Source organism: Rhodanobacter sp. A1T4, from assembly GCF_014207185.1.
Lineage (GTDB): Bacteria > Pseudomonadota > Gammaproteobacteria > Xanthomonadales > Rhodanobacteraceae > Rhodanobacter.
Window position 1 is genome coordinate 72807 of record NZ_JACHCP010000001.1, and the last position, 19926, is coordinate 92732.

17 protein-coding genes and 1 pseudogene are annotated in these 19926 nt (G+C 59.8%); 12 read left to right on the forward strand and 6 right to left on the reverse strand.

Annotation, left to right across the window (positions count from 1 at the left end; translation table 11 throughout):
• The first annotated feature begins 36 nt into the window (after nucleotides 1-36).
• Nucleotides 37-1236, forward strand: a complete 1200-nt coding sequence (locus HDE80_RS00370) for a threonine synthase (RefSeq protein WP_184666815.1) — start codon at nucleotides 37-39, stop codon at nucleotides 1234-1236.
• 108 nt (nucleotides 1237-1344) lie between these two features.
• Here HDE80_RS00370 and HDE80_RS00375 read toward each other — a convergent pair whose 3' ends face one another.
• Nucleotides 1345-2070: a sulfite exporter TauE/SafE family protein gene (locus HDE80_RS00375; protein ID WP_221437372.1), complete on the reverse strand. Its 726-nt coding sequence runs from the start codon at nucleotides 2068-2070 to the stop codon at nucleotides 1345-1347.
• Nucleotides 2071-2476: 406 nt separating this feature from the next.
• Here HDE80_RS00375 and HDE80_RS00380 point away from each other — a divergent pair, with 406 nt between their 5' ends.
• From HDE80_RS00380 to HDE80_RS00400, 5 genes are all read left to right on the forward strand, one after another.
• On the forward strand, nucleotides 2477-4513 hold the full coding sequence (locus HDE80_RS00380; RefSeq protein ID WP_184666817.1) for a serine hydrolase domain-containing protein: 2037 nt from the start codon (nucleotides 2477-2479) through the stop codon (nucleotides 4511-4513).
• 201 nt (nucleotides 4514-4714) lie between these two features.
• Nucleotides 4715-5830, forward strand: a complete 1116-nt coding sequence (locus HDE80_RS00385; protein ID WP_184666819.1) for a histidine kinase — start codon at nucleotides 4715-4717, stop codon at nucleotides 5828-5830.
• A complete protein-coding gene (locus tag HDE80_RS00390; RefSeq protein WP_184666820.1) occupies nucleotides 5827-6567 on the forward strand; it encodes a LytTR family DNA-binding domain-containing protein in 741 nt (246 codons plus the stop codon). Before HDE80_RS00385 ends, HDE80_RS00390 begins: the two co-directional genes overlap by 4 nt.
• Nucleotides 6568-6784: 217 nt before the next feature.
• Nucleotides 6785-8089: an FtsX-like permease family protein gene (locus HDE80_RS00395; RefSeq protein ID WP_184666822.1), complete on the forward strand. Its 1305-nt coding sequence runs from the start codon at nucleotides 6785-6787 to the stop codon at nucleotides 8087-8089.
• A 1-nt stretch (nucleotide 8090) separates the two neighbouring features.
• Complete coding sequence (locus HDE80_RS00400; protein WP_184666824.1) at nucleotides 8091-9323, forward strand: FtsX-like permease family protein; 1233 nt, start codon at nucleotides 8091-8093, stop codon at nucleotides 9321-9323.
• A gap of 288 nt (nucleotides 9324-9611) precedes the next feature.
• Here HDE80_RS00400 and HDE80_RS00405 read toward each other — a convergent pair whose 3' ends face one another.
• The 4 genes and pseudogenes from HDE80_RS00405 to HDE80_RS00420 form a co-directional block, all read right to left on the reverse strand.
• Nucleotides 9612-10562: an SDR family NAD(P)-dependent oxidoreductase gene (locus tag HDE80_RS00405; RefSeq protein ID WP_184666826.1), complete on the reverse strand. Its 951-nt coding sequence runs from the start codon at nucleotides 10560-10562 to the stop codon at nucleotides 9612-9614.
• A gap of 51 nt (nucleotides 10563-10613) precedes the next feature.
• Nucleotides 10614-11180, reverse strand: a complete 567-nt coding sequence (locus HDE80_RS00410; protein WP_184666828.1) for a TetR/AcrR family transcriptional regulator — start codon at nucleotides 11178-11180, stop codon at nucleotides 10614-10616.
• Between the two features lie 52 nt (nucleotides 11181-11232).
• Nucleotides 11233-11480, reverse strand: a pseudogene (locus HDE80_RS00415) (IS5/IS1182 family transposase); the annotation flags it as partial.
• Between the two features lie 189 nt (nucleotides 11481-11669).
• The gene (locus tag HDE80_RS00420) at nucleotides 11670-13022 is read right to left on the reverse strand and encodes an alpha/beta hydrolase (protein WP_255483549.1); all 1353 of its coding nucleotides are present in this window, start codon (nucleotides 13020-13022) and stop codon (nucleotides 11670-11672) included.
• A gap of 495 nt (nucleotides 13023-13517) precedes the next feature.
• Between HDE80_RS00420 and HDE80_RS00425 the strand changes: the two genes are divergently transcribed.
• From HDE80_RS00425 to HDE80_RS00450, 6 genes are all read left to right on the forward strand, one after another.
• Complete coding sequence (locus tag HDE80_RS00425) at nucleotides 13518-13787, forward strand: hypothetical protein (protein ID WP_184666834.1); 270 nt, start codon at nucleotides 13518-13520, stop codon at nucleotides 13785-13787.
• Between the two features lie 233 nt (nucleotides 13788-14020).
• Nucleotides 14021-15538, forward strand: a complete 1518-nt coding sequence (locus HDE80_RS00430) for an FAD-dependent monooxygenase (RefSeq protein ID WP_345776398.1) — start codon at nucleotides 14021-14023, stop codon at nucleotides 15536-15538.
• 130 nt (nucleotides 15539-15668) lie between these two features.
• The gene (locus tag HDE80_RS00435; RefSeq protein WP_184666838.1) at nucleotides 15669-15863 is read left to right on the forward strand and encodes a hypothetical protein; all 195 of its coding nucleotides are present in this window, start codon (nucleotides 15669-15671) and stop codon (nucleotides 15861-15863) included.
• A gap of 99 nt (nucleotides 15864-15962) precedes the next feature.
• A complete protein-coding gene (locus HDE80_RS22320) occupies nucleotides 15963-16376 on the forward strand; it encodes a response regulator transcription factor (protein ID WP_184666840.1) in 414 nt (137 codons plus the stop codon).
• Between the two features lie 108 nt (nucleotides 16377-16484).
• Nucleotides 16485-17021, forward strand: coding sequence for a DUF4199 domain-containing protein (locus HDE80_RS00445; protein ID WP_184666842.1), 537 nt, complete (start codon nucleotides 16485-16487; stop codon nucleotides 17019-17021).
• 163 nt (nucleotides 17022-17184) lie between these two features.
• Nucleotides 17185-18891, forward strand: a complete 1707-nt coding sequence (locus HDE80_RS00450) for a serine hydrolase domain-containing protein (RefSeq protein WP_184666844.1) — start codon at nucleotides 17185-17187, stop codon at nucleotides 18889-18891.
• Between the two features lie 66 nt (nucleotides 18892-18957).
• Here HDE80_RS00450 and HDE80_RS00455 read toward each other — a convergent pair whose 3' ends face one another.
• Nucleotides 18958-19854 carry an SDR family oxidoreductase gene (locus HDE80_RS00455; protein WP_184666846.1) on the reverse strand — a complete coding sequence of 299 codons (897 nt, stop codon included), beginning with the start codon at nucleotides 19852-19854 and terminating at the stop codon, nucleotides 18958-18960.
• Nucleotides 19855-19926 lie beyond the last annotated feature (72 nt).

Sequence of the window (19926 nt, forward strand, 5' to 3'; positions counted from 1 at the left end):
CGTAGCGATTTTCCATCCACCTCATGACGAATTCCCATGCCTGCCATCGCCTATCTTGAATGCTCCCGCTGCCATGCACGGCTATCGGCCGACACGCCGCAGACGCTTTGTACGCAGTGTCCGGACCAGCCGGCCGGTGCGCTCTATGTGAGGTACGACCTTACGCATCTGCATGGCAGTTCGCCCAACGATATTGTGGGTCAAGCGGCTTCGCTGCCGTGGAGTGGCATGTGGCGGTATCACGCCGTGCTTCCCGACGTGGAGCCGGTGACCCTGGGTGAAGGGTGGACACCCATGCTTCGCAGCAAGCGCCATCGCGGCGTCTACCTGAAAGAAGAGGGTGCCAATCCCACCGGCTCATTCAAGGCGCGCGGGTTGGCGCTGGCAGTGACGATGGCGCGGCATTACGGCTTGCGCAAGTTGGCGGTTCCTTCCGCAGGCAACGCGGCAGGAGCGCTGGCGGCTTATGCCGCTCTGGCGGGTATCGAGGCGCACATCTTCATGCCACGCGACGTGCCGCTCGCCAACTATGTGGAAGCCACGGCATACGGTGCGAAGGTGACACTCGTCGATGGCGTCATCTCTGATTGCGCGCGAATGGTTGGCGAACGTAAGCAGCAAGAGGGCTGGTTTGATATTTCCACGCTAAAGGAGCCTTTTCGCGTGGAAGGCAAGAAGACCATGGGTTATGAACTGGTCGAACAGCTCGGCTGGGAATACCCCGACGCTGTGTTCTATCCCACCGGCGGCGGTGTCGGTCTTATCGGCATGTGGAAGGCCTTCGACGAACTGGAGCAATTGGGCTGGGTGAAGCCAGGCAAGCGCCCACGCATGTTTGCCATCCAGTCTTCCGGATGCGCTCCCGTCGTGCGCGCATTCAACGAAGGTGCTGACGCAAGCCAGATGTGGCAAAACCCGGAAACGGCCGCGTCAGGTCTGCGCGTGCCCAAAGCCTATGGCGACTACATCATTCTGGACATTCTGCGCGCGTCTGGTGGCATGGCCGTTGCCGTTTCCGACGAGGATATATTTTCCTCCCTGAAAGACTGGGCCGCCAATGAGGGTATCTTTCTTTCACCCGAGGGAGCGGCCGCCACGGCGGCCTATTCGCAGCTGCTCAAATCCGGCGTTCTCGATGACTCTCATCGCGTCGTACTGTTCAACACGGGAGCCGGCTTGAAATATACCGAAGTCATTGCGGCTGCTCTCGGCCTCAAGGCGCCTGGCCTGATCTGAAACGTCCGCTATCGACCGAAGGCTGTATGAAAATGCAGCTATGCGTTTTTGGTCGATCAAGATTTGCTCGGATTGATGCGTGCACGATGAGACGCCTAGGGAAGTGGACTAATGGAAGGCGCCCCATAACATAGACAACCCCGAAGCGATCATCACCCCGTCGAGGATGAGATGAAAGTGGCTCGGACTCATACGCAAGACGATGGCCTTTCCTGCAATGGCTCCGACCATCAACGATGAGCCAACAATAAGACCTTTGAGGACCACGCTTTCAGGCAATGCACCTAGCTCACGAAATGCAAAGACCTTGCTGCTATACAGCGCCAAGGAGCTGGCCGCCTCAGTGGCAAGGAATGGCCCTTTCAGTAACCCATATGCCGTGAATGCCGGAACGCTGAGCGGCCCCGTCGAGAGCACCAGGCCGGTTAGAAACCCGATGAAAGCGCCCGCAACAGCCAGTTGCCACAATCGTATACGGACGTCCATCCTGGCGAGCTGATAGCGTGCAGGGACCATAGCCAGGAAAAAAACACCCAACGCGCCTTCGATAACATGCGCTGGCAATGCCAACAAAGTACGCGCACCCAGCGCCGCTGCCGGCGCTCCTGGCAGTGCATAGGCAAGGAACGCCCGCCAATTCATGTCACGCCACCAGAGCGCGACACGCGACACGTTGGACATTACGGCCGCGACGGCCATGATCGGGACAGCTTCCTTGGGGCCATAAGCGAACACGAGCACCGGCAGAAGCATGATCGATGATCCAGTCCCGATAACGCCACTCAGGCAGCCCGCGACCAGCGCCACAACCAGCACAAAAAAATATGCCAGCAAAGGCACTCTCCTCTCGAGGTATAGACATACTAGTTCAGCGGCTAAGGCACATGCTTTTCCAATGCTGAAATGTGCGCCTTCCTGGTACTTGAGCCATCGTCTTTCACATGCCGCTTCCCATAGCTGATTCAAGAGACGTCAGCTTCGAAATTGACGAGAATTCGGTCATCCGTTGCGAGTCAAACGGGATGGTTGCCAACCAGTATTCGCGCCTATTCTCGTAGGCACAGTCAGTACAGATCTCTGCGATGAAGTCTACGAACATCCGTGCTTTGGCCGGTAGCCGCCGCCCAGAGGCAGATACGGTGTGGATCGGACGGAGAGGAGGCTGGAAGGACGCTAACGACTGTTGCGAAGATCGGCTAGGCTGGATGCTGCTGTCAGGGAACGCCAAAGGGGGATGGGGATGGCCAAGACGCCAGCGTGGGTGATGTTCAAGAGAATCATCGGTTGCATACCGTTGTTGCTGGCATCGAACGCTTTCGCGATGAGTGCCACCCCGGCGAACTTGCCAGCTTCCGGCAGTGATCAGCCGAAAACCATGGCGACCGATACGCCAAGTGCAACCAGGGGTGGCACCACGTTTACCGTCCCGGCAGGTTGGACTATGGCTGCGCGTGGTTCCTTTATCGTCCTGAGTGCTCCCGAAGGGGATTTCCAGATCGCCGTGACGGATATCCAGGCGTTGGATGCAGACACTGCCGTAGCGTCTGCATGGCAGGAGTTCGAGCCGGGCTTCAAGCGACCTTTGCAACTTTCGGAGCCTCTCCGGCCTGGTGATGGTTGGGAGAAAATCCAGCATTTCGAATATAAAGTGTCGCCGAACGAAAAGCGCATCGTCAGGGCCAGGGCTTTCGCGAGACGCGCAAACAACCGCTGGTTGGTCGTGATCTATCAAGGGGGCTTGGCTACGCGGGAAAAGCGGATGAGTTCGATCGTCCTTGTCTTCGGAAGCCTGCACCCACATGGGTACAAGCGCGAGAGTTTTGCTGGCAAGACGGCACGACCGATCGACGCGCACGTGATTCATGTCATGAAGGATTTCGTCGCTGGTGGAATGAAGCAGCTGGGCATTCCTGGCGCAGCGTTCAGTCTTATCGATCACGGCAAGATCGTTTACGTTGGCGGCCTGGGTGTGCGTGAATTGGGCAAGCCTGATCCTGTAGATGCCGACACCAGGTTCATCGCCGCTTCGGATACCAAGGCGCTGACCACCCTGTTGTTGGCCGAACTGGTTGATGAGAAAAAATTGCGTTGGGACGAGTCCGTCACTGAAGCCTATCCGTCTTTCAAGTTTGGTGATGCCAGAGTCACGCGCGAAGTTCAGATCAAGCACCTTGCTTGCCAGTGCACGGGGATGCCGGCGCAGGACTATGATTCGGAATTCCGCAACTGGAGCATGACGCCCGCCGCATTGATCCAGTTCCTGGGCACCATGCAGCCGACCGCACCCTTCGGCAAGGTTTTTATATATAGCAACGTGTTGCCAGCCGCAGCGGGCTTCATCGCCGGCAGCGTCGCCGAACCCGGCAAGGAACCCGGAGCTGCCTACAATGACGCGATGCAAAGCAAGGTACTCGATCCGCTTGGCATGACGCGCAGCACCTTCGATTTCACTAAGGCGATGCAGGGCAATTACGCGCGACCCCATGACGAAGATGTTGACGGCAAGCTCGTCGTCAGCCCGATGACCTATACCCAAAGCTACGGCGCACGACGACCCGCAGGAGGACTCTGGACCACTGCGCATGACCTCAGTCAGTACGTAATGATGGAGTTAGCTGATGGCGTCTTGCCAAACGGTCATCAGCTGGTATCGAAGGAAAATCTTCTGCAGCGTCGCGCGCCAAATGTGCTGGTCAGCGAAGATATTCAATATGCCATGGGTCTGCTAATCGACAAACACTGGGGCGTCACTGTGGTGAACCACAGCGGTGGCCGACCAGGTTATGAGAGCTACATGATGTGGTTGCCGGATTACGGCATCGGTGCGGTGATCTTGACGAATTCCGATACCGGCGGAGAGCTGATGGACCCGTTCGCGCGCAAGCTCATGGAACAGGTGTTCGATGGAGAGCCTGAGGCCGATCGACAACTGCAGGCCGCGGTTATGCGGAACGAGAGCGACGTTCGTGCCTTCCGCCAGTCATTGCAGATTCCGGCCGATCGCTTGGCTGGCAACCGCCTGGCGGCGCGGTATCACAACGACGCGCTCGGCAATCTCGTGGTGACGCGGTCAGGAAAGAACATCGATTTTCACTTTGACGAATGGCATAGCATGGTTGCCTCACGCGCTAATGGCGATGGAAGTACGACCTTCATCACCTTGGGAGAGGATATGTCGGACACCGAATTCCTCGCCGCAGAACAGCACGGAAAGCGCACTCTGACCTTGCGCGATGGCCAGCGTGAGTACGTGTTCGTGGAGCAGCGTAGCCTCTGAAATGCCGCTGGAGCTTGCCAGCGGAAGCAGCTCCGCCACCAAAGCAGCCACTGACCTTAGAGATGGGGAAAGGAGACTGCGCCATCAAAGTGCCGACAAAGCGACGTTCAATGCCATGACCATGGCCGTTTTGCCCCTCTCAGGTCCCGCTTGCCACATAGGCAACGTCCGTTGCCGCAGGCACGGCTACACTCGATCACCATGAACGTGTTATCTCACCCATTGTCGGCAGGCGTCCACACCGACTACGGCGCGACGTTTCCTCCGAAGACCTTGGTCACGTTTTGGGCGTTGTGGGCAGCATTCTGGCTGCTCATGATCGGTGTTTCCATCGAGGATCAGCTCCGTGATCCGCTCACCCGGTGGTGGGAGCCAGTCCTGTCGGAAGGGAGTTCGGCACTGGTTTCAACAGGATGGATGTGGCTTGCCGTCCGGGTTCGCGAGCGCTATGCGCCGTATCTGGACAAGCCCTTGATCTGGTTCGCTAGCTACCTGCATTGGTTGCCGTTGGTCTTCATCACGTGGATCACGGTGGTTTACTCGATACGGCATGGCGTCTATGCCGCCGTGGGCCGTATCTACGAGCACCCAACCTGGGGCTTCGTCGTTGTGTACGAGAGCTTCAAACTGACGATTTTTACGGGACTGTGGCTCGGGATCCTGTTTGGTATCGATTCGTATGGGCAGTGGCAACTCCAGCGGCACCGTTTGCTGCAAACGCAGAAGGCGCTGGCCCAGGCGCAGCTTGCACAGCTTCAGGGTCAGCTGCGGCCGCATTTTTTGTTCAATGCACTCAATACCGTTTCTGCCCTGATGCATACGGACGTAGCACGAGCCGACCGTTTGGTGGCAACGCTTGGCGATCTGCTGCGTATCAGTCTTCGGTCAAGTGAGAATGAGATGACGCCGCTCGCCGAAGAACTTCGCACGCTTGAGCTATACGCGGGCATCATGCACGAGCGGTTTCGGGATCGCGTGACGCTGAGCTGGCAGACCGATCAGACGCTCCTCGACATCCCCGTTCCGGCACTATTGCTGCAGCCCTTGCTTGAGAATGTGTTCAAACACGGTGTCGAGCCTACGGTGACGCGCGTACGCATCATTATCAGCGTCCGACGCGAAAGCGGCTCGCTGGAAATCGTCGTGAGCAATTCCGGCTCCATGCTGGCACCGGAGCATCATGACGGGATGGGGTTCCGCAACTGTCGGGAGCGGCTGAGCATCATCTACGGCGATGCGGCGTCCCTGCGGGTCCGTAACGAGGACGACGGCGTTGCCGCGCGAGTCTCCATACCGCTGACGGGCATCATTCAATGATCCGCGTCGTCATCGCCGATGATGAGGCCCCGGCTCGCGAAAAGCTCGAACGTTGGCTGGTGGAGCAACCGGACGTGGACGTGGTTGGGGTGGTTGAGGATGGATTGTCTGCGGCGCAGTGTATCGAACAGCTCCGCCCGGACGTTGCCTTTCTTGACATACAAATGCCTATGTTGTCGGGACTCCAGGTCGTGGGGCAGCTCGAGCTATCGAGCGCGCCACTGATCGTCTTCGTGACCGCATTCGACGAGCATGCGGTGAAGGCGTTTGATCTCAATGCGGTCGATTATCTCCTCAAGCCTTACGATCAGGATCGTTTCGCGCGCACCTTGCAGCGCGTCCGCGAACGGCTGCACGGCCATGAGTCCGGCGCTACAGCGGTGGCGATTGGACGAGCACGGGCTCCTTCTTGCGAGCGCTTGCTCGTGCCGGATCGCGAACGGCTACAGCTGATCGACGCTGCATCCATCGAATGGCTAGAAGCCGACGACAACTACGTCCACGTGCACACACCTGCGCGCAGCTACCTGTTACGCAGGACACTGCAGGATCTGCTTTCCCAATTGGGTGAACAGCGCTTCGTGCGGATTCACAAGTCGACAGCGGTGAACATCAACTCAATCGAATCACTCACCCCCCTCTTCAAGGGCGACTACGAAATCCATCTGAACAACGGCCGCATTCTCCGGCTCAGCCGGCGGTATCGCGAAGCGTTATTCGTCCGCATGGGGCAGTAGTTCCCCCTTGCCACGCCGAGCTCTCCATTCACCCCAAATGTGCTGCCAGCTGGTTGCGGGTGGATCAAGCTTCTGCTTATCGCTGCGAGGCGAGAACTTGATGGCTGTTGCGAGCGTCCTGTGATGCGCGCCTTGCTGTTCCTGTCTGCGGTGATGGGAAGTGTGAGTTGTCCGTACGCTTATTTGTAGAAGCGGAAGTGAATGAAGGGGAAAAGGAATGTTCGGCTACTACGTTGACCTTGCCTTGCGTAGCCTCCGGCGTAACAAGGTACTCACCGCGCTGATGGTGCTGGCTATTGCGCTGGGTATCGGTGCCAGCATGACCACGCTGACTGTATTGCACGTGCTGTCCGGTGATCCGTTGCCGGGGCGCAGCAGCGCGTTGTACGCGCCACAAGTTGACCCGCGCGATATGGGTAACTATCAACCGCATGGCGAACCGCCGGATCGAGTTACCTGGATCGATGGCATGAACCTGTTGCAGGCGAAGAGGGCGAATCGCCAGGCGCTGATGACAGGCGGTTCGGTGGCTATCCAGCCAGCGCAGTCCGCACTCAATCCATTTTACGAGAGCGCGCGCTACATCACCGCCGATTTCTTTCCCATGTTCGGTGTGCCATTCCAGTACGGCCATGCCTGGGGCGTGCCGGAGGATGCGGCTAGCGCAGCCGTGGTAGTGATCAGCAGCAAGCTCAATGACAAGCTGTTCGGTGGTCGCGACAGCAGCGGACGCATGCTGCGCGTGGAGGGTCATGCCCTGCGCATCATCGGCGTGCTGGGTGACTGGCGGCCGAACCCGCATTTCTACGATCTCAACCTGAAGAGTTACGGTGCGGACGAAGGAATCTACCTGCCGTTGTCCACCTCGCAGGATCTGCATCTGGCGCATCTCGGCGGCGCCGATTGTTGGGGCAATGGTGGCGACGGCGCCACTCCCTCACATACGGCACCTTGCGTGTGGCTGCAATTCTGGGTGCAGTTGAATACGCCGGCCCAGGCCGACGCGTACCGGCAGTTTCTGATCCATTACTCGCAGGAGCAGCAGTCGCTGGGCCGCTTTCCGCGCTCGCCCAATGTACGCCTGCGCAATCTGATGCAGTGGCTGGACTACGAGCAGGTCGTGCCCGGCGACGTGCAATTGCAGAACTGGCTGGCGCTGGGTTTCCTGCTCGTGTGTCTGGTCAATACGGTAGGCCTGATGCTGGCCAAGTTCCTGCGTCGCTCCGTCGAACTGGGCGTGCGCCGTGCGCTGGGCGCATCGCGGCGTGCACTGTTCATGCAACTGCTGGTGGAGTCCGCCGTGATCGGGCTTGCGGGTGGCCTTGGCGGCCTGCTTCTGGCGTATCTCGGGCTGTGGCTGGTGCGACAGCAGCCGGCGAATTACGCGCCGCTGGCGCATCTCGATGGCGCGATGCTGATGATGACGCTCGTGCTGGCGGTGGTTGCCAGTCTGCTGGCCGGCGCGCTGCCGGCCTGGCGCGCATGCCAGATCACTCCCGCCCGTCAACTGAGGAGCCATTGATATGGATATCCGCCCGATTCTGTCTACCCTGCACCGGCACAAGATCACTTCGTTGCTGCTGATCTTGCAGATTGCGCTGACGTGCGCCATCGTGTGCAACGCGGTGTTTTTGATCCATCAACGCCTGCAACGTATGGACATTCCAAGCGGCGTCGCCGACCACGAACTGCTGCAGATCAAGTTTGCGTACATCGGCGATCGACCGGATGCCTATGCGCAGGCGCAAACCGATCTGGCGACACTGCGGCAGATCGCTGGGGTGCAGGCGGTAGCTCTGGTAAACCAGCTGCCGCTGAGTGGTTATTCCATGTCCAACAGCGGCATCAAGCTGCACCCTCAACAGCAGCAGACATCGCTTGAGGTGGCAAGCTACTACGGCCAGAACCTACTGGCGACGCTGGGTCTACGGCTGATTTCGGGGCGCGATTTTCAGCCCGATGAGCTGGTCGACCTTAAAACCGCGCTGCCCGCGTTGCACAGCGACGATATGAAAAATCTGCCGCACACCGTGATCATCGATCAGGCAGTCGCCACACGCCTGTGGCCAGACCAGAACGCGCTGGGCAAGATGATCTACTTCGGCAACGATATACCGATGCAGGTGGTCGGTGTGAGCTCGCCGCTGGCACGGCCGGACTCGCTGCAGATGGGTGCCCAGAACAGCATCGTGTTTCCGATACGGCTGACCGCGACGGAGGGTGGAAGCTATGTGATTCGCACCACCTCGGGGGATCGCGAGCAGGTGTTGAAATCCGCGCTGGCTGCGCTCAACCGCCTCGATCCCAACCGCATCGTGCTGGAGCAGCGCACCTATGATGAACTACGCCATGACTACTTTCAGGACGACCGCGCCATGGCCGGCATGCTGGTGGGCGTTATCGCGGCGCTGCTGATCGTCACCGCGCTGGGCATTGCCGGACTGGCTAGCTTCTGGGTCGGGCAGCGCCGCCGCACCATCGGCGTGCGCCGCGCACTCGGTGCCACCCGCGGCAACATCCTGCATTACTTCCAGACGGAGAACTTCCTGCTGGCCACGATCGGCATCGCGTTTGGCATGGTGCTGGCCTACGGCATCAACCTGTTGCTGATGCTGCATTACGAATTGCCGCGGCTGCCTGCGATCTATTTCCCGGTCGGCGCGATCGCGCTGTGGTTGATCGGCCAGCTCGCCGTGTTGGGGCCGGCGCTGCGCGCCGCCGCCGTGCCGCCGGTCGTGGCGACGAGGAGCGTTTGATCTCCTGTTGGCAAGATCTTTCAACGTCCGCTATCTGGTGGGCAGATAGCGATGACGACTGACCGATCCTGGCCGATTTGGGACGGTCGCGCCGATCTTCGTGGTGGCCTCTTGCCAGATCTGCGCCGATCGTAAGGCATCGCTAGAGCGTGCCGTTCAATAGTCCGCGAGGTGGACGGTTTGGTAGCATTTCGGGTGGCGGGACGCGAAGTCCCGACCGGTGCTGGAGGGTGCGCTGATGACGAATGCCAAACGCGTGCGGCTGGAGGAAATCATAGCTTCCTCCTTTTATGCTGGAATCGTCGAAAGGAAGGCGCGTGTCTCGGCGACGATGCGGTCCTGGAACTTCGGGTCGCGCACGAGAGCGGAGCCGAGCATCGGATGGCCACTCTCGTCGTAATAGACGCCGGTCTGACCCGACGCATCGATCAGGACTTTCGTGATCACGTGCGCTGCTCGCTTCGGGGTGCTCAAAAATTTCATGAAAGGCATGAGCAGTGGCACGAGCAACGGAATGATGTATTTCAACAGAAAGCGCACGAAGGCATTGGCATCGCGCTGCCCGAGACCGGTGGCAAGATTTACGCCCGGCTCGACCGCGTTGAAATGCAGCCGCGGCGTTTCACGGGCGAAGACCATCATCGTCGCGAGATTGCATTGCTTCGACGTGGCATAGGCGTCCGCGCCCGGCATTTTGGAACCGCCGGGTTGCTGCCACTCGCCGCGCGCGCTCGCGTCCGCTGAAATATAGCGCGCGCCGCGGAAGCCGACGGCTTTGGCGGGTTTGCGCTCGGAATCTTCCACGGCGGAAGCGACGAAGACGACATTCGCACCGTCAGGGAGATGCGGTACGAGCGCCTCTGTCAGCGCGAACGGGCCGAGGTGGTTCGTTGCGAAGGTCATGTCCCAGCCCAGCGCGTTTGTCGTGGGGCGCATCTGCATGATGCCCGCATTGTTGAGCAGGCCGACGACCGGAAGATGGAGCGCGACGATCTCCGCGGCCGCGCGCCGCACGCTCGCAAGATCCGACAGGTCGCACACGACAGACACCGCGTGCTGGCCCCTTTGCGTGATGGTTTTCTGCAGTTCGTCGAGCTTCCTGCGGTCGCGGCCGACCAGGACGACGGTGCCGTGCTCGGCCAGTTCGAGTGCCGTGCTGCGACCGATGCCGGAGGTCGGGCCGGTGATGATGTAGGCCTTGCGATCTCTGGGATTTCCCATCGAAACAGTCTTTGCCATACTTGCCTCCATTTAATTGCCTGTCTAGTCAGACATTATCAAGTCAAAAAATTAGCCGACCATCCGCCAAAGAGCGTCGAACCCTGCCATGGCATGTTTATCGGCGTTGGTCGGGTCATGGATCATGAAGTCGATCGTCGTGTCAGCCAGCGCGCTCATCAGGGCAACGACGAATCCCAACGGAGCATCGCGCATCGGCCCATTTTCGCGGCTCCGCTCCAGCAGTTTGGCTACGCCGGCCATTGTCTGGTGCCCCGTCTGACGACTTTCTGCGGTGATATCGCCCGACACGCCGAGATGCGCGAGAGTCCTGCGTTTCTCGGGGTAGGCCATCGCCCAACGCAGCGAGTGGGACCACATATGCAGCATCTGCTTGCGGATGTTGCTCCCAGCTGGCCGTCCATCCAGGGCTGCTGCAGCCATCTCCGTCTTGATTTCAAGATAGAGCTGGTTCAACAAGTCAGCCTTCGTCTCGAAGTAGGTGAAGAGTGAGCCATTGGAGACGCCCGCCTCCTTCGCGATCGCTGCCGTCGCTGCGCCCAGTCCCTGGGAAGCGATGATGCGGGTCGCTGCCGCCATGATGGCGTTCCGTTTGTCGTCGCTTTTCGGTCTGGCCATAGCTTTTGTCCTTGAGTTGCATGCGCATCATATAAATAAGTGACTAGTCAGTCAATATTCTATAACTGCGGTCGTGGTTGAGGCAGCCATACATATGGATCTTAAGCAGGGTACTGGGGTAATCGCCGGACGCCCCGTCACCGCGGGCCGCATGCCAGCGAAGCCCAGCTCACCCAAGTCCAGCTCATCGACGACTACATCGATCACCCGAACTGGATTCTCCTCGTCGATGTAGTCGTCCAGTTGCTTGGGAAACAGGACACCCAGCAAACGATCGGCACCTTCGACAAATCGCTTCATGCGGCACCCCATCGCCGTGACGGGGTGGCACACCCTTTCGCACAACCTCGGCCAAGAAGCAGACGCTCAACGGCGCCCATCAAGCCGGTTGGCTGAGGCTTTGTGTTGTCGCATATGGGGCTGTTACGCGGCGTCAGTCCACCGTTCTTTTTGCCAGTGAGAACGAAAAACGGTATTGCGCAGGATTTTTCATTTCGTCTCCGACCGAGTCTGCTCGACAGGAGCAGCTTGGGTCGTGCGAGCCGTCAGTCCAAGCCGGCTCAGCCAGTCGATCATGATCGAGGGATAACCTGGTACGAAGCGGGGAGGATCCAACGCATCGCTCTCGTAGCCGGTCTTCGACAGCATTAGTAGATGGTCCGCTCTTGGAAAAACATGCACAGTGAAGTCGCGCATGCCTGATCTGGCAAAGGCCGCACGAAACCCGCGCTGCCCGTCCGCTACATCGACGTTGCGATCCAGCGCGCCATACAACGCGAGCGTAGGTGTCGTGACATGTTCAAGCGTGGATCGCGGATCGTAAATCAATGAAGCACGCAATGCCGTCAACATAGCGGGGGCGGGAGGCGTTGTGATGCCCGGCGGGATGCGCATCAACGGAAACCACGGCTGTGTGCGAGCTTCCTTCAACGCTGTGCCCGCTGATGCCCAGTCACTGTTGGTTTCCAAATTGCGGAACAAGCCCCTCTCGAACCGCATCGCATCGTCGATCTGCTGCGGCGAAAAACGACCGCTATGGAGCAGATCCTGTCTGACCTCGTAGGACACGTTGTCGATGATCGTGCCGCTCGAACTGCTCTTCAGGATCACGAAAGCCAAGGGGTAATGGTGGGCGATGATCGGAGCCACCCAACCGCCGTTGCTGGGTCCCCATGCACCGACCCGCGCAAAATCCACGGCGGTGTCGCCGACCAGCGACTTCAGGGCTGCTTCGACATCCTCAGCTTTGTCAGCCGGTCCGGTAAACCGCCAGTTGCCGCTGGAAATACCCGTTCCCCGCTGGTCGAAGGTCAACACATCCAAGCCGTTTGCCGCGAAATACGGAATCAGGAAACCCATGTCGCGGGTTGAGTCATCGGCCCCTTCAAGCAGCACGATCAAGGGTCGATGAGTCGCATCACGGATATGCCAGAGCGAAAAGCCAAAGCGCCCTTGGCGGTCGCCGATTGCATGCCTGTCCTCGATCACCGCGACCTCTGGCCGCCGCAAGTCAAAGTCCAGATAAGGTTTTTCCTGCGTGCGGTACCGATTGCCTTCCATCTTCACCAAATTGCCGATGCGATGTGTTGCCACGTCGAAGTATTCGAGCTGAGGCTTGGTCGGCGGCTCCGCGGTACGGCCCACGTAGACCACGCCCTGTGCCGTGGCGTAGCGCCCGTTCGTAGGCCAGTCCGAGTCGATAGGCGCGGCTTGCGGCGGTTTTCCCTGAGCCGGCGTGGCCGCTGCGCTGGATGCGCCAGCGCGCGCCGTGGAAGAGAAGGCATTGGCCGCGGCCGTTCCGACAACCAACGCCAGTATGAAAAGAAGACGTGTGCGGAACATAGTCAAGGAAACTCCCCTGGTACGGATATCTGGCAACCACTGAGCTCAACGAGCCAGACGAAAGTGGGCAATGGCTGCAGCCGTGGACGCAAACGAACACGGCGCCGTTGTATCGAAGTGCAGCAAGCCATGTGCCAGCGGGGGATTCGCGACTCAAGCAAGTCAATTCAAGTACTTGATGGCCAGCTACGGTCAGGTGTCAGTGTCCGCGGACAGGTTCGTGGACGTCCGGTCAATGCATGCTGGCAGACGCGGAGATGTCCGGTTTGGGTGGCAGCTGTGGGAAACACAACAGTGCGTTTGAGGCTGATCTGTTGGCGCGCGTAGTCGTTCAAGCGATCAATGGCTGCGTAGAGAACCCGGGCACATCGAACACCGACTTGGTGTTTTCACCCAGCCTCGACCCTGAGCAGATATTTCCCGTGCTTACTAGCAAGCGGCGATGCCAGACGTGATGTAAGCGACCGGCTTGCAGTTCCTCAATGTTTCGGCGGTATGCGAGAGTACGCATGGCCAGCCAACTCGCGTCTGACCTGCAATGATGGTCACGCTTTGTGTGCCGCAGCGGTGGAAGGTGCAGGGGTGATATTCGAGCCGGAAGTGCTGCTGAAATTGGATGTCGATTCCGGACGACTTGTGCCTATTCTGCAGTTGTTCTTGCAGACATCACGCCTTGTTGATCTGATCTATTTCCCCGACCCAAGGCCACGCCACAAACTGGCCGGCATGGTTGATTTTTTGTTCCAAGAACTTGGGCGCGGGTAAATTTTGGATGGCTGCGCTTTTGTTCCGACTGGGTATCATCCGGAGCTGAGAAGTCCGCTTTCGATCCAACGCTAATGGGATGGACTCCCCTGACCTACGGTGAAGGCGCGACATCAATACATGGGAGTCAGCAGCGGATTGATCGCCGCTGATCGTCAGCCAACCGAAGCCTCTTTCGCTAATACACAATAGTCGCCAAGGAGCTTGAGGAATTATCTTTGATCTACGATGTTGTGATTGCCGGTGCTGGTCCTGTCGGCTTGTTTCTCGCTTGTGAGCTGCGCCTTGCGGGCCTTTCAGTGTTAGTGCTGGAGCAGGCCGACAACCCACGATCGCCGTTGAAGCGCATTCCGTTTGGCATGCGCGGCCTCTCGGTACCGACCATCGAAGCGTTCTATCGCCGCGGATTGCTGAGGGACATCGCGATGCCGCAACGCCCGAAAGCCGACGCGGACAGCGGCAACGCTTCGAAGGTGGGGCAAGGAGCGCAACAGCTGCGCCGTCAGGCCGGACATTTCGCCGGCATTCCTTTCGACTACGACAAAATCGATACCTCGAAGTGGCAGTATCGCCTGCCAAGTCCAGCCGACACGAACATGGCGGCTGAGATGGAGAACATCGAATCCGCCTTGACCGCTCGTGCAAGCGCGATGGGCGTCGAGATAAGGCGTGGCCTCGGCGTCGGGGACTTCGATCAGTCGGACGAAGAAGTGACCATTCGCGCAGGCGGCGAGACTTTTCGCGGACGCTGGCTCGTCGGTTGTGATGGCGGCCGCAGCACCGTGCGCAAGACAGGTGGCTTTGAGGTCATCGGCACCGATCCCGAGTTCACTGGCTATTCCGTGCAAGTCGAAATGGCTGATCCGGAGAAGCTCGGCTCGGGCCGCATCTACACGCCCACGGGCATGTATTTCCAGTCGCAGCCCGGAACCATCGCGATGGTCGAGTTCGACGGGGGCGCTTTCCACCGAAGCCAGCCGATCACACTCGAACACATACAAGTAGTGCTGCGCCGTATCTCCTGTACCGACGTGACTTTGACGGGCCTCCACCTTGCCACCACCTGGACGGATCGTGCCTACCAAGCGACGGCGTACCGCAAAGGGCGGGTGCTGCTCGCGGGCGACGCCGCGCACATCCATTCCCCCTTGGGCGGTCAGGGACTCAACCTTGGGTTTGGCGATGCCATGAACCTTGGATGGAAGCTTGCCGCTAGCATCCGTGGCGAAGCGCCGGTCGGTCTGCTCGACAGCTATTCGAGCGAACGGCATCCGGTGGGAGCGCAGGTTCTCGACTGGTCGCGCGCCCAGGTCGCGCTCATGCGGCCCAGCGGCCATTCGCGCGCGCTCGAAGCCATCATCCGTGATGTTATTGACACGCGCGACGGCGCGACATATTTCGCCGAGCGCGTGTGGGGTGTTTCTTTTCGCTACGATCTTGGCGGCAGCCACCCACTGGTGGGCCGCAGCGCTCCCGACTTCGAGTTGGTCGACGGAACGAAGCTCGGCGAGCTTCTCGGTAACGGCAAAGGCCTGTTCCTGGACTTTGACGGCAGTACACCGCTTCAAGCGCTTGCAAGCCGCTGGAATGGTCGGATTACATATGTCGCAAATGACGTCAAGGATCGACTGGGTTTGAGCGCCTTGCTCGTGCGCCCGGATGGCGTTGTCGCTTGGGCCGGTGTTGCGAACCCTAGCCAAGAGGAAGCTGCTCGGGCCGCATCCCGATGGTTTGGCGAAGCCGAAAGTTGACGTCGGCTTCCGACCTAAAGCCGCGGTCTTGCCAGAGAGCTGTAGTAGACGAGTGTCAGCGAGATCGCTGTTGCGAGATCCAACGCGGAGCGAATTCACGCAATCGCTGCAGACAGCAGAAAAGGGGCAGATGTTTTTGCGCGAGACCGCTTTGGTCGGTCTGCCTTTGGCGCATGGCGCGCATCACATCGTGCAGATCCAGCAGCTGGTGAAGGGCGATTACGCCGCCGAAACCGGGACCCGGGCGGCGATGTGCACGCACATGTTCACCATTGTCGACCCGCTTGCCGGCGCCCTGGCCAAGCAGTTCTCGGAGAAGTTGTGAGCTGGACCGAGACCGCCCGGTGCCGAACCGAGCGGCCTTTTTCTTGCCGCCCACGGACCGGCGCTAAGATGACCTCGTACGGGGCGAGCGGAGATGGGGATGTGGAAGCGGGTGGTCAGCTACGGGGCGCTGCTGGCGGCGGGAACGCTCGCCTTGCAGTGGCTCGACTACCAGCGCCTGGCGCGGATGCATTCGGGCGACGTCTATCTGTTCCTGGTAGCGGCTGCTTTTCTGGTGCTGGGTATTGTCCTGGGTGTGCGGGTGTTCGCCGCGCCGGCGTCGGTCGCCTTCGACGGCAACCCGAAGGCGCAGGCGGCGCTGGGCCTGAGCGGGCGGGAGCTGGAAGTGCTGCACGAACTGGCCGCCGGCCACTCCAACAAGGAGATTGCGGCGCACCTCCACGTGTCGCCGAACACGGTCAAGACGCACGTGGCGCGGGTGTTCGAGAAGCTGGGCGCGAAGCGGCGAACCGAGGCGATCCGCCGGGCGCGCGAGCTGGGGATCGTGCCCTGATGCCGGATTATTCGGGGTGAATACGCAAAAATCACCCGTTCGGGCGATTGCCGGGTGACGCCGGATCGCAGTCAATGGCGGCTCAATCCACCACTGAGGAGTCACACCATGTTGCGCACCATCCTGAAATACGGCCTGATCGCCGGCGTGGTCGTCGGCGGCTTCGAGCTCGTCACCTTCGTCGTGTTCTCCGGGATGCCGCCGCTGAAGTACGGCATGGTGATCGGCTACACGACGATGCTGATCGCACTGAGCACGGTGTTCGTGGGGATCAAGCGGCATCGGGACGTCGACCGGGGCGGGGTGATCGGGTTCTGGCCGGCGCTAGGGGTCGGGCTGGGCGTCAGCTTTATCGCCGGGATCTTCTACGTGGCTGCGTGGGAAGCGGTGCAGGCGATGACACACATGGATTTCGCCAGCAGCTACGCGCAGGCGATCATCGCGAGCGAGAAGGCGAAAGGCGCAAGCGCCGCGGCGCTGGCGAAGCTGACCGCCGACATGGAGACCTTCAAGGTCCAGTACGCGAACCCGATGTACCGCCTGCCGATGACTTTTGCGGAAATCTTCCCGGTCGGCGTGCTGGTGTCGCTCGTCTCGGCGGGACTGCTGCGCAACAGCCGGTTCTTGCCCGCGCGGCGAGGCTGAAAAGTTTTATGACCTTAGGTGAGTCAGGTTGTGCGTTACGTGGATTTCAAACAGTGCAGTTTTTATTCGCGAAGACCGCTTTCGACCCCATAACAGACCCTCACCTTCACAGCTGCAAGAGCCTGATATGTACGGACGCATCGATAGAGGGATGGGCTACGCGATGAAAGCAACTCCGCTCACACTGCTTTCAATACTGCTCTTGGCGGCTTGCCAACAGGCATATGCAACGACACCGGTCACCAGCGAGCAAAAACAGGTAGACGCCTTGTTCGCGCGATGGGATAGAGCCGACACACCGGGCGCAGCAGTGGAGGTGATCAAGGACGGCAAGATCGTCTACCGTCACGCGTTCGGCATGGCCGATATCGAACAGGATCGCCCGATCACGCCGTCCACAGCTTTTCACGTTGCATCGCTGTCGAAACAGTTCACGGCCTTTGCGATATTGCTGCTCGCGCAGGACGGAAAGCTATCGCTGGACGATGACGTGCGCCGCTACGTGCCGGAGCTACCCGACTTCGGTCACGTCATCCGGATTCGCCAGCTGCTTAACCACACCAGCGGGTTACGCGACCAGTGGAACCTATTGTCCATGGCCGGATGGCGCATGGACGACGTGATCACTGAAGAAGATGTCATGGGGCTGGTGCGACGCCAGCGAGGCCTGAATTTTGCGCCCGGCAGCGAGTTCGAATACAGCAATACCGGTTACACGCTGCTTGGCTTGATCGTCGAGCGGGTATCGGGAGAACCGCTGGCTGCTTTTTCCAGGGCGCGCATCTTCGGTCCGCTGGGCATGAAGGGCACGTTCTTCCACGAACACTATTCCACACTGGTACTGGGGCGGGCTCAGTCCTATCAGCCTTCAGCGGGCACCGGCTACGAAGGTGTCGGCTTGTCGTATTCCACGGTGGGCCCCAGCAGCCTGTTCACAACGGCGGACGATCTTGTCCTCTGGGAGAGGAATTTTGATGACGCCCGCGTGGGCGGCAAGTCGTTGCTTGCCCAGATGCAAACGCCGGAGAAACTCAATGACGGTTCGGTCCTGGACTACGGCGACGGGCTCTTTGTTGGGGATTATCGCGGACTCAGGACCATCGACCATAACGGTGCGGATGCGGGCTTCAGAAGCTACGCGTTGCGCTTTCCGGACCAGCACCTGGCGATCGTCATTGTCGGCAATGGCGCGGACATCCAGGCAACCCGTCTAGGCGAACGCATCGCAGACATTTACCTAGAAGGCCAGCTAAAAGCCTTGCCAGTCCCCGTGCCTGATTACGCCAACAGCATCGAAGTAAAGATCGATCCGGCGCGATTGGACGCTTTGGTGGGCACTTATGCATTGGATAACGGTTCCGCTATCACGTTTGCCAGAGATCACGACCATTTGGTGGGTTGGACCGCTGGCGATGACAAGATGGTGTTCTACCCAACGGGTGAGCGCGAGTTCTTCGTCAAGGTGACCAATGCTCGCTTCACCTTCGATGCGCCCGGTGTGGATGGCGTGAGCCCTGGTGGCACCTGGCAGAAGAACACGCGCTCAAGGCATGCCACGCGCATCGCGCCTGTCAAGTTCACGGACGGCGAACGGAAGGCTCTGGAAGGTGAGTACTACAGCGACGAGCTGCATGTGCTCTATACCGTTAGCGTGAAAGATGGCGGCGTCGTGCTTCACTATTCGCGTGGCGACGTTCCGCTAGCCCCGTTTGGCAAGGGCAGCTTTGTCGGCACCTGGCCTTTCGGCCTCGTCCAATTCCAGTGCTCGCCGCAGGGCGCTTGCACCGGATTCACGGCAACCGAGGATCGCGCGCGCGATATACCGTTCACCAAGGTAGTCATCATCGATGCTGGCGCGACACGGCGATAAGAGGGCAGGCATCGCAGCCGTGGAAATGTCCGCTAGCCTGTCTCGATGTTGATCGAGGCAGGTCGTTCAGCGAGCGCCGGAATAGTCCATCCGTTTGAGATCGTCCAGCAGACTTGGACCACTCGGATGCCAGTCCAAAACCTGACGCGTCCACGCGCTCGACGCCAAAAGGTCCAGGCCGACGAATGCGCCAAGCCATCCAAAATGATCGCCTGCCTCACTCGGGGAGATGGACTTTACCGGCACACCCAGGCCTGCGCCGATGACTTGCGCAATATCACGGGCTTGAATGCCCTCTTCGGCAACGGCGTGATAGCGCGCCCCCGGCTCGCATTTCTCAATGGCCAGCCGGTAGAGCCGGGCTACGTCGAGCACATGCGCCGCGGGCCAGCTGTTGAGTCCCTCGCCGATATAGGCCGAGACACCCTTGGCGCGAGCCACTTCAACCAACGGACTGACCAAGCCCTGCTTGACCGTGTCGTGCACCTGTGGAAGCCGCACGACCGATACGGCGACACCGGCATCCAGCATCTCGTTGCCTGCGACTTCCGATGCCGATCGCGGGTTGGGGTGCTCGATATTGAAGACATCCTCGGTGGCAGGTTTGCCCGGCATGGAACTGCCCATACCCGTGCCCGAGGTGATCAGCAGCGAACGGCTCGAACCCAGCAGCGCCGAACCCATCGCCTTGATCGCCTGCCGGTCCTTCTCGCAGTTCGCGACGAAGTTCGAAAAATCGTGATCGAACGCGGTGTGAATGACCGCGTCCGCTTTGGCAGCGCCGCTGCGCAGACTGTCGAGATCTTCCAGATGGCCGCGATGCACCTCGACACCGGCGGCAATGAGGGCGCGTGCGCCGTCATCCGATCGTGTCATGCCAAGGACGTGATGGCCTGCTGCGAGTAGCTCCGGCACGATGCGTGAGCCGATAAAGCCGGTCGCGCCGGTAAGGAATATGCGCATGAGGGAGTCTCCAATCGTAGGGTTGAATCCAGCTTACCCCTGCGCTCATACTGGTAAAGTAGTGACATTATC

Bases quoted from the DNA above. Each gene is read 5' to 3' on its own strand.
- HDE80_RS00370 (WP_184666815.1), top strand. From the start codon at position 37: ATGCCTGCCATCGCCTATCTTGAATGCTCCCGCTGCCATGCACGGCTA.
- HDE80_RS00380 (WP_184666817.1), top strand. From the start codon at position 2,477: ATGGCCAAGACGCCAGCGTGGGTGATGTTCAAGAGAATCATCGGTTGC.
- HDE80_RS00385 (WP_184666819.1), top strand. From the start codon at position 4,715: ATGAACGTGTTATCTCACCCATTGTCGGCAGGCGTCCACACCGACTAC.
- HDE80_RS00390 (WP_184666820.1), top strand. From the start codon at position 5,827: ATGATCCGCGTCGTCATCGCCGATGATGAGGCCCCGGCTCGCGAAAAG.
- HDE80_RS00395 (WP_184666822.1), top strand. From the start codon at position 6,785: ATGTTCGGCTACTACGTTGACCTTGCCTTGCGTAGCCTCCGGCGTAAC.
- HDE80_RS00400 (WP_184666824.1), top strand. From the start codon at position 8,091: ATGGATATCCGCCCGATTCTGTCTACCCTGCACCGGCACAAGATCACT.
- HDE80_RS00405 (WP_184666826.1), bottom strand. From the start codon at position 10,562: ATGGCAAAGACTGTTTCGATGGGAAATCCCAGAGATCGCAAGGCCTAC.
- HDE80_RS00410 (WP_184666828.1), bottom strand. From the start codon at position 11,180: ATGGCCAGACCGAAAAGCGACGACAAACGGAACGCCATCATGGCGGCA.
- HDE80_RS00420 (WP_255483549.1), bottom strand. From the start codon at position 13,022: ATGTTCCGCACACGTCTTCTTTTCATACTGGCGTTGGTTGTCGGAACG.
- HDE80_RS00425 (WP_184666834.1), top strand. From the start codon at position 13,518: ATGCGAGAGTACGCATGGCCAGCCAACTCGCGTCTGACCTGCAATGAT.
- HDE80_RS00435 (WP_184666838.1), top strand. From the start codon at position 15,669: ATGTTTTTGCGCGAGACCGCTTTGGTCGGTCTGCCTTTGGCGCATGGC.
- HDE80_RS22320 (WP_184666840.1), top strand. From the start codon at position 15,963: ATGTGGAAGCGGGTGGTCAGCTACGGGGCGCTGCTGGCGGCGGGAACG.
- HDE80_RS00445 (WP_184666842.1), top strand. From the start codon at position 16,485: ATGTTGCGCACCATCCTGAAATACGGCCTGATCGCCGGCGTGGTCGTC.
- HDE80_RS00450 (WP_184666844.1), top strand. From the start codon at position 17,185: ATGAAAGCAACTCCGCTCACACTGCTTTCAATACTGCTCTTGGCGGCT.
- HDE80_RS00455 (WP_184666846.1), bottom strand. From the start codon at position 19,854: ATGCGCATATTCCTTACCGGCGCGACCGGCTTTATCGGCTCACGCATC.